Origin of the sequence: Lentzea fradiae, from assembly GCF_900100955.1 — a bacterium.
In the GTDB taxonomy this organism is placed as follows: domain Bacteria; phylum Actinomycetota; class Actinomycetes; order Mycobacteriales; family Pseudonocardiaceae; genus Lentzea; species Lentzea fradiae.
In genome coordinates this window covers 256,560-263,979 of sequence record NZ_FNCC01000012.1, presented here as the reverse complement: position 1 = coordinate 263,979, position 7,420 = coordinate 256,560, and the positions used below count along the sequence as shown (strand labels likewise).

9 protein-coding genes and 2 rRNA genes are annotated in these 7,420 nt (G+C 67.9%); 4 read left to right on the top strand and 7 right to left on the bottom strand.

The genetic code is table 11. From position 1 onward, the window contains the following. The 3 genes from BLT23_RS28400 to BLT23_RS41000 all read left to right on the top strand — a co-directional run. Positions 1 to 246: ribosomal RNA gene (locus BLT23_RS28400) — 23S ribosomal RNA — on the top strand; the annotation flags it as partial. 90 nt (positions 247 to 336) lie between these two features. Then, positions 337 to 453 (top strand): 5S ribosomal RNA (gene rrf, locus BLT23_RS28395). Between the two features lie 179 nt (positions 454 to 632). Further along, the gene (locus tag BLT23_RS41000) at positions 633 to 797 is read left to right on the top strand and encodes a hypothetical protein (RefSeq protein ID WP_176946962.1); all 165 of its coding nucleotides are present in this window, start codon (positions 633 to 635) and stop codon (positions 795 to 797) included. On the opposite strand, the gene BLT23_RS28390 is transcribed toward BLT23_RS41000, so the two are convergent. Both BLT23_RS28390 and BLT23_RS28385 read right to left on the bottom strand, forming a co-directional pair. Continuing rightward, a complete protein-coding gene (locus BLT23_RS28390) occupies positions 794 to 1,384 on the bottom strand; it encodes an LURP-one-related family protein (RefSeq protein WP_090054302.1) in 591 nt (196 codons plus the stop codon). The genes BLT23_RS41000 and BLT23_RS28390 overlap by 4 nt on opposite strands. Then, positions 1,381 to 1,743, bottom strand: coding sequence for a nucleotide pyrophosphohydrolase (locus BLT23_RS28385; protein ID WP_090054300.1), 363 nt, complete (start codon positions 1,741 to 1,743; stop codon positions 1,381 to 1,383). The genes BLT23_RS28390 and BLT23_RS28385 overlap by 4 nt, the downstream gene beginning before the upstream one ends. Before the next feature lie 112 nt (positions 1,744 to 1,855). Here BLT23_RS28385 and BLT23_RS28380 point away from each other — a divergent pair, with 112 nt between their 5' ends. Then, a complete protein-coding gene (locus tag BLT23_RS28380) occupies positions 1,856 to 2,632 on the top strand; it encodes an NAD(P)H-binding protein (RefSeq protein ID WP_090054298.1) in 777 nt (258 codons plus the stop codon). Between the two features lie 8 nt (positions 2,633 to 2,640). Here the strand turns inward: BLT23_RS28380 and BLT23_RS28375 are convergent, their stop codons facing one another. The 5 genes from BLT23_RS28375 to BLT23_RS28355 form a co-directional block, all read right to left on the bottom strand. Further along, positions 2,641 to 3,540, bottom strand: coding sequence for a hypothetical protein (locus BLT23_RS28375; protein ID WP_090054297.1), 900 nt, complete (start codon positions 3,538 to 3,540; stop codon positions 2,641 to 2,643). A 121-nt stretch (positions 3,541 to 3,661) separates the two neighbouring features. Next, on the bottom strand, positions 3,662 to 4,573 hold the full coding sequence (locus BLT23_RS28370) for a helix-turn-helix domain-containing protein (RefSeq protein WP_090054295.1): 912 nt from the start codon (positions 4,571 to 4,573) through the stop codon (positions 3,662 to 3,664). A gap of 90 nt (positions 4,574 to 4,663) precedes the next feature. Next, entirely contained in the window at positions 4,664 to 5,005 is a 342-nt protein-coding gene (locus BLT23_RS28365; RefSeq protein ID WP_090054293.1) for a hypothetical protein, read from the bottom strand. 346 nt (positions 5,006 to 5,351) lie between these two features. After that, on the bottom strand, positions 5,352 to 6,131 hold the full coding sequence (locus BLT23_RS28360) for an ESX secretion-associated protein EspG (RefSeq protein WP_090054291.1): 780 nt from the start codon (positions 6,129 to 6,131) through the stop codon (positions 5,352 to 5,354). Next, positions 6,128 to 7,414 carry a PPE domain-containing protein gene (locus BLT23_RS28355; protein WP_090054289.1) on the bottom strand — a complete coding sequence of 429 codons (1,287 nt, stop codon included), beginning with the start codon at positions 7,412 to 7,414 and terminating at the stop codon, positions 6,128 to 6,130. The genes BLT23_RS28360 and BLT23_RS28355 overlap by 4 nt, the downstream gene beginning before the upstream one ends. Positions 7,415 to 7,420 lie beyond the last annotated feature (6 nt).

The window sequence follows — 7,420 nt, the reverse complement described above, 5'->3', positions numbered from 1 at the left end:
AGTACGAGAGGACCGGGACGGACGGACCGCTGGTGTGCCAGTTGTTCTGCCAAGAGCATTGCTGGTTGGCTACGTTCGGAAGGGATAACCGCTGAAGGCATCTAAGCGGGAAGCTCGTTCCAAGATGAGGTATCCCACCCTTTGTGGGTTAAGGCCCCCAGCTAGACCACTGGGTTGATAGGCCAGAGGTGGAAGACCGGTAACGGTTGGAGCTGACTGGTACTAATAGGCCGAGGACTTGTTACAAAGACGCTACGCATCCACTGTGCGGTTCTGGAAGAACAACCAGGACCGATCGCGGCCCCTGCGGGGTTGCTGGTTGTAATTTCATAGTGTTTCGGTGGTTATAGCGTTGGGGAAACACCCGGTCCCATTCCGAACCCGGTAGTTAAGCCCTTCTGCGCCGATGGTACTGCACTGGTTACGGTGTGGGAGAGTAGGTCGCCGCCGAACTTAATTTGCCCTGCGGGTCGAGCGCCACAAGCGCTCCCCGCAGGGCTTTTTGTTGTGTTTCCACGCCGGTTGTGCGCATTTGCGGGCGTGTTCATCACGGGCGGCCGACCGGGTGACGCGCTCCCGGCGAGCGGGTGACGTCGGTCAAGAGCCCCTTTTCCCTCCCTACCGTGATCGTCATGAACGAGCAGTGGGCAGGGGAGGCACCGTTGCGGTGGCGAGCGCGCAGGAGGCGGGGCAGGCACGCCCGCGAACCCGCGCCGTCCCCGCAGTCGTTCCTGCCCGCAGTGCTCGGCGTCGTGCTGCTGGTGTGCCTGATCCTCCTCCTGCTGACGTACCTCTAGCGGGACTGCAGCGCGTCGAGCGCCACGGCCTGGGCGACCACGAGCCGGCGGTCGACGCCAGGATCCTGGATCGAGACCAGGTAGTGGTCACGAAGCCAGGTCTTCTTGTCGACGCTGAACACGGAAGCGCCGTTCTCCGTCGCGAAGTCGAAGTGATACCGCATGGGGAACGGCGCATCTCCGACGACAGGGATCCACCCCCACAGCCGGCGGAAGCCCGCGAGGAACTTGTTGCGCTCGGCACCCGTGGTCGTGCCCCAGCCCGGCTGCTCCAGGTGCCAGGTCGAACGCAGCAGCGACTTCGCGAAGTCCTTGCGGAACACGCCGATCGTCCGGCCGTTCGCGTCGGTCACGTCGTAGGCACTTCCGAGGTCGATCGCGTTGCGGGCGTTGAACTCGAACAGCACCGCGCTCTTCGACGAGTCGGTGTAGATCGTGATGCGTTCTTTGATCTTCAGTCTCTTCTGCTCGGCGAACCCGACCAACTGGCCCGGCTGACCGTTGTCGTCCACGAAGATCTCGTAGCGGTTGACCATCAACGTGACCTTCTGGTGCACGTGGAAGGCGTGCACGCTCTGCAGGCTCACATCTCACCTTTCTCGACGGGGACCGGCCGCAGGTCCCCGGTGGGGAACCGCTGCTCGTTGCGTTCGATCTTGGCGAACGAAGCCTCGACGAGGTCGACGCCCAGCTTGTCCGCCAGCCTGGTCAGGTAGTGCATCACGTCGGCGAGCTCGTCACGGACGTTCCAGGCGAGCTCCGGGTCCTGCATGGCGTTCTGCGCCTCTTCCGGCGTCAGCCACTGGAAGAGGTCGGTGAGCTCACCGACCTCCGCGGACAACGCCATCACCAGGTTCTTGGGCGTGTGGTAGCGGTCGTCCCAGTCGCGGGCCTTGGCGAACGCGCGCAACGCGTCCCTCAGGTCCACGAGATCACGTGTGCTCATGTACCACTGACTACCACGTGGACGATCGAGCAAGGATGACGGCTGATCAATCATGGATCGTCCGCGTCAACATTGATTCGATTCAGTCATGTCAACATTGAGTCCAGTCAACATGTCGACTGTCCTGGTGCTCGGCGCAACGGGCAAGACAGGACGTCGAGTCACCGCACTGCTCGGGTCGACCGCACGCCCTGCGTCGAGGTCGTCCATCACGAAGTTCGACTGGTCGACCCCGTCAACCTGGGAGCAGGCCGTCGCCGGTGCGACCGCGGTCTACGTCGTCCCTCCGGACAATCCCGTCCTGCTGGCCGAGTTCGTCCCAGTCGCGGTGAAGTCCGGTGTCAGCCGGCTCGTACTGCTGTCGATGCGTGGTGCACCCGAGGACGACCCGTTCGAGGCGGCGGTCAAGGAGTCGGGTGTCGAGTGGACGATCTTGCGTCCCACCTGGTTCATGCAGAACTTCGACGAGGACCTGTTCGCCGAGCCCGTCCAGCACGGCGAACTGGCGGTGCCCGCCGGTGACGGCGTCCACCCGTTCATCGATGTCGTCGACATCGCCGAGGTCGCCGTCAGGGCGTTGACCGAGGACGGACACACTGCGCGGACCTACGACCTGAGTGGTCCGGAGGCGTTGTCGTTCGCCGAGATGCTCGCGCGGATCGCCGCTGTCACCGGCAAGCCCGTCCGCTACGCCGACGCCGATCCTGACGAGTTCGCGGCCTCGCTGCGTAAGCTCGGCTACCCGGACGAGATCGCAGACCTGGTCACGATGCTGCTCGTGCGCATCAGCACGGGAGAGGAAGCGCACCTGTCGGACGGTGTGCAGAGAGTCCTCGGTCGTGCGCCGCGGACGTTCGCGGACTACCTGGACAGCAGCAAGTTCGCCTGACGGGTGAACTACTTGGGCAGCAGGAGCTTCGCGTGCAGGCCGCGCGTGCCTTCGTTCGTGATGACGGCTTCGCACAGCGCACGGCCTGTGCGGCTGCGCCAGTCCTGCACTCTCTCGTAGTAGCGCCGGGCCATCGCGTAGCTGAGCTGGCCGATGCGTTCGCCTTCGAGCAGCACCTCCAAGGTGTGTTCACCCGTGTGGGGGCCTTCGGAGATGCAGCAGTCCTTCAGTTCGGCGATGACGTGCGCTGGTGTGCGGCCCTCGACGACGCGGTGCAGCACGTGCTGATGTGCTTCCTCGTCCGTGATGGTGACCTGCTGGTCGGCGGGCAGGGTCGGCGTCGTGCCGAGCACCTCGTGGTCGAGCCGCAACAACCTCGGCGGGCCGAGGTGCAGATGGACGTTGTACTGGCGCTGGCCGCCACCCGTGATGCGGGCGGGGCACGAGCCGGCCTCGCCGCGTTCGGCCAGTTCGTTCAGCAGTGGTTGGTAGCCGGCGGCCTGCTCGCCGCGCAGGTATCCGGCGGTGACCGCGGAGCCGTCGCCTCGCAGCAGGTCGATGCGCACTGCCCTCGCGGACTCGGGCAACAGCACGGCGGTCGCGGGCACGGCGCCGTCGATCCTGGTCGTGTGTCGCGCGACCTCGGCGATGGCGTCCTGGTGGTGCGACTCGCCGACGATGTCGACCCGTCCTGCCGTCGACAGGCGGCGGAGCCGGGATCGGGTGCGCACCGGGGTGATCGGCTCGGAGGCGTGGTTGTGCTTCGTGCCGACGAACATCAGCGCGAACAATGCCAGGCCGATGACGAAGCCGAATGGGCCGAAAGCAACGGTCAGAACCAGCGCGAGCACGGCGACAGCGATCAGTACGGCCGCGGGCGAAGGTTCAGTGCGTTGCTGCATCGTCATGGGGCGTCCTCACGACTCGGCATCCCGTCACTCTGGGTGTCGGATACGCCAGGCGATGCGTTTCACGGTTCGCTCGTTTGGCCCAATGAGGTTGGGTTGGAACTCCGTGCCGTAACTGGCCTCAGTGGACCAACGTGAGGTGCGCTCGGCTCTTCGGTCCCTGCTCGCCGCCGCCTGGGAGCGCTGTGAGGACCAGGCCGAAGACCAGCCCGTTGAGCTCTTCGAGGCCGAGGTGCAGCTCTTTGGCGACGTGCAGCGGTGTCGTGCCGTTCTCGCGCAGCACCTTGAAGACCTTGGTGAGCAGCTTCGACGTCTCGCGGCGCGTCATGCCGCCGTGCGCGAGGCTGAGGACGTTCGCCCGCTGGACGAACTTGTCCCTCGCCACGTGCCAATGCCGGTGGTCGGTGCCTTTGAGGCGCTGGCGGGGCATGAGGAACTCCGCGGCGAACTCCTGTGGCCTGCCGTGCCCGAGCAGCACGGCGAGCTGGACGGCCGCGTCGAACCGGGCCTGCTCCGGCGTCGCCGTGGGGGTCAGGAACACGTACGGCGTCCCGTCGTGCCAGCACGAGAACGCTTCCTGCGCGGTGCAGTCGACCGGCAGCGAGAACACCCGCACGCCGTGCGACTCCAGCAGCTGCACCATGTTCGGCGCGGGACTGTGATCGAGCCGCCAGCGCGACCGCGTGTCGTCCGGTGACGTCCTGGGCGGCGGCAGGTTCGGCTGGGGCAGCACGAAGAGGCGTTCGAGCCACCCGTTGAACTCGATCGCCAGCTGGGCCGCCGCTGCCGCCTGCGAGGTCGGCGGTGCCTGCGCGGGCACGTGCTGCGGACGCGGCGGTTCCGGCGCCCTCAGGAACGCCTCCGGGAAGCCGAGCGCTCCGGCCAGCGCCTCCACGGTGACGGGCTTGGGCCTGCGCACCCCGCGCTCGTACTCGCTGACCGCCCGCGCCTGCACTCCCGCCTTGCGTGCGAGCTCGGCCGCGCTGAGACCGCGCAGGCTGCGTGCGAGCGTGAGTCGCGAGGGCGTGAACATGATCCGGTCATTGTCGCCGCCCGCGCGACGGGGTGCCAGGCGGGTCCCGTCCGTCGGGAGCGAGGAAGAAGCACCCTCTCGTGTGATCTCTCAGGGGGCCTGGGACTCGCGTGCGTTCCTGGCCGCATGGACGACGACGAACACGCTGATCGCCGCGCCGAGTGCGGCTATCACGATCGTTGCCACGGACGGACCGACCGGCAGTTCAAGCGTCATGGAACCACTCCGGCACATCACGGCCGGTGTGCTGTCCAACTGCGGCTCCGTCGTGAAAGCGGAGCCTGGGTGGATTTGTTCGATCGCGCCGCCCTTACACCACTCGCGGATCGAGATGATCTGAGCGACGCCCGTGAAAGCGAGCGCGACGAAGGTGGCGAGCACGAACGCGGCGGCGATCGCGACGGCCCTTGGGGATGAACGGCTTTTCGACATGTCAGCGCAGATGGCTCCGGTTCTCGAACCAATTCGTCAACGGGACGGAAGCGCGCGCTCGCTGGTCTGCCGCCGGTTCGGCAGGGCGGTGTCCCACCCTGCCGAACCGGCGGAAGGCATCCAGGGCAATGTTCGTGCGGACTGACTGAGGAGCGTGACCTTGAGTTGGTTGCACTCAGCCGGGTCGAGCCGTATCCCTTGCCTGGCTGACTCACAGTGCGCACCCCCTGTGGTCATCTGGCCGCGTACTGTAGCAGCGAGTGAGATGGCCGGGCCGCGGACCGGAGAAAGAGTGAGCCCGAGCGTCCCCAACCGCGCCAGGAGCCGGTCGAACGAGTTCGCTCGCTCAGCCGAGGCAGCCCAGCAGCTCCGACACCGAATGGGTCAACCTCGAGTGGTCCGCCGGAGCCAGGGTGGACCACTCGCGGCCGTCGCCGGACGGGCGGCGGGTGAACTGCCAGCGGCCTTCCGGCGTGTCGTAGAACGACACGACATACGGGCCGCGGTGCCGCTTTCCGGGTGCGCCGTTGCGCATCTCGCGGTAGGCCGTGCCGAACTGTCCCATGCGGATGACGTTGCCCAGCACCGAGCTGACCTTCTGCGCGTCCTGGCGTGCCAAACCGTGCTCTCGCAACGCGTTCTCCAGGCGCGTGGCCGACTCGCCCGCCGCCTCGGCCGCCCGGTCCAGATCGGCGGAGGGCAGGCTGATCGAGCGTGACTTCGACGTCGCGTGCGGAGGCAGCAGCGAGACGACCGAGCTCGCCAGCGCGCTCTCGTCCACGTCCTGCACCACCAGCGCATCGGCGGTCAGCACCGCCAGCACCGCGTACCGGCGGCGGACCGCCGCGACCGCGCGCACTCGCGGGCCGTCGTCGAGCCGCAGCCGCGCGTCGACCTCCCGTTCCGGCCGGGCCAGCAGGGTGAGCCGCCCGGCGAGATCCGGGTCGAGCCTGCCGCGGTCCACCAGACCCTTGTGCGCCAGCGACTGCCAGGCGTCGTGGAGCAGGGCGCGGCGCTCGTCGAACGTCGCGCCGTGCGACGGGATGGATAGGATCGTCGGGTACTCGCCGAGGCGCAGGTGGTCCCAGCACAGGTCGAACTCCAGACGGGACAGCACGAATCTCACGACCGGTCATCTCCGATCACCGGCGGGGCGACCATCGGGAGGTCGTTCTCTCCCCAGATGTCCCGTAGTTCTTCGAGGTAGTCCGCGGTCTTGTGTTCCGTGTCCTCGTCCCCCTCACCGCGGTGCGGCGCACCGGCGAGGCCGTTCGCTCCCGCACCGCCCGCCGCACCTCGCACACCTGTGCCCGAGGCGCCGCCCCGGCCGGTGTCGGAGCCGAAGCTGCCGACGCCCGCGGCGGGACCGCGGCCGGCCTGCCGGTCGGCTTGGCCCGGCTGGCCGGAGAGCCCACCGCCGAGGCCGGTCGTGCCGGGACGGGCCCCACCGGAGGCGGGCGCGCCGGATCGGGATGCTCCGGCACCCGCCCCGGTGCCGCCGCCACGTGAAGCAGGGCTGCCTGCCGGGGTGGGACGCGCGAACGAGGTCGCGGGAACCGGGCCGGAGAACGGTGGCTGGAAGGCCGTGCCGGGCGTTGGGGACGCCGGGGGAGAGAGCTGCGGCATCGGGCCGGGCCTGACGTCCGCCGGACGCTGTGCGGTGGAGGTGCCGGTGGTGTCGCGGGCGGTGTCGGTGCCGACCGTGGCCGCCGGTGACGTGGGAGTGCCGGCCTGCTGCTGTTGCTGCTGCTGAGGAGTCGTGCCCCGGTCGGGCTCCCCGGTGGGAGTCGCGGACGGTGGGAAGCTGGTCGGTGAGATCTTGCGTTGCGCGGAAGGCTGGTCGAACGCCGGCTCCGCCACCTCGGTCGTGATCTCCGGTGGGGGAGTGAACGCGCCGAGGGAGTTCACAACGGTGAGGCTCGTGTCGTCGTAGTTGTGCATCACCCGGACGGCCTCGCGCTTGGCGTCGAGTGCTTGCTGTTCCTGGACGTCCTGGTCGGTCTGCCCGCCCACCAGGTGCGTCAGTCCCGCGGGAATTCCGAAGAAGTCGTCGTTCGCCGTCGACGACACCTCGACCGGCTTGGGCATGTCGACCTTCGTGGACAGGTACTTCGCCTGGTGCCTCTGGAACGACGCGTGCGTCTCCACGCCGGCCATGCGCGCGTCTTCCGCCCACTGCACCAGGGGTGCGGTCGCCCCGGCGAACTGTTCCCCCGCCGCGCCGATCCAGACCGCGCCCGCCGCGTGGATGGCCGACTGCAGGTTCGACTTCGCGTTCCCCATCACCACGGGGAAGTTGCCCCAAGCGTCGCTGATCGCCTGCGCCGTGGACGGGTCGACGCTCTTGTGGATCTTGTCGTAGAGCTGCTGGTGCGACTGGGCGTCGAAGTTGTGGCTGCCGAGCGCCATTTTCTC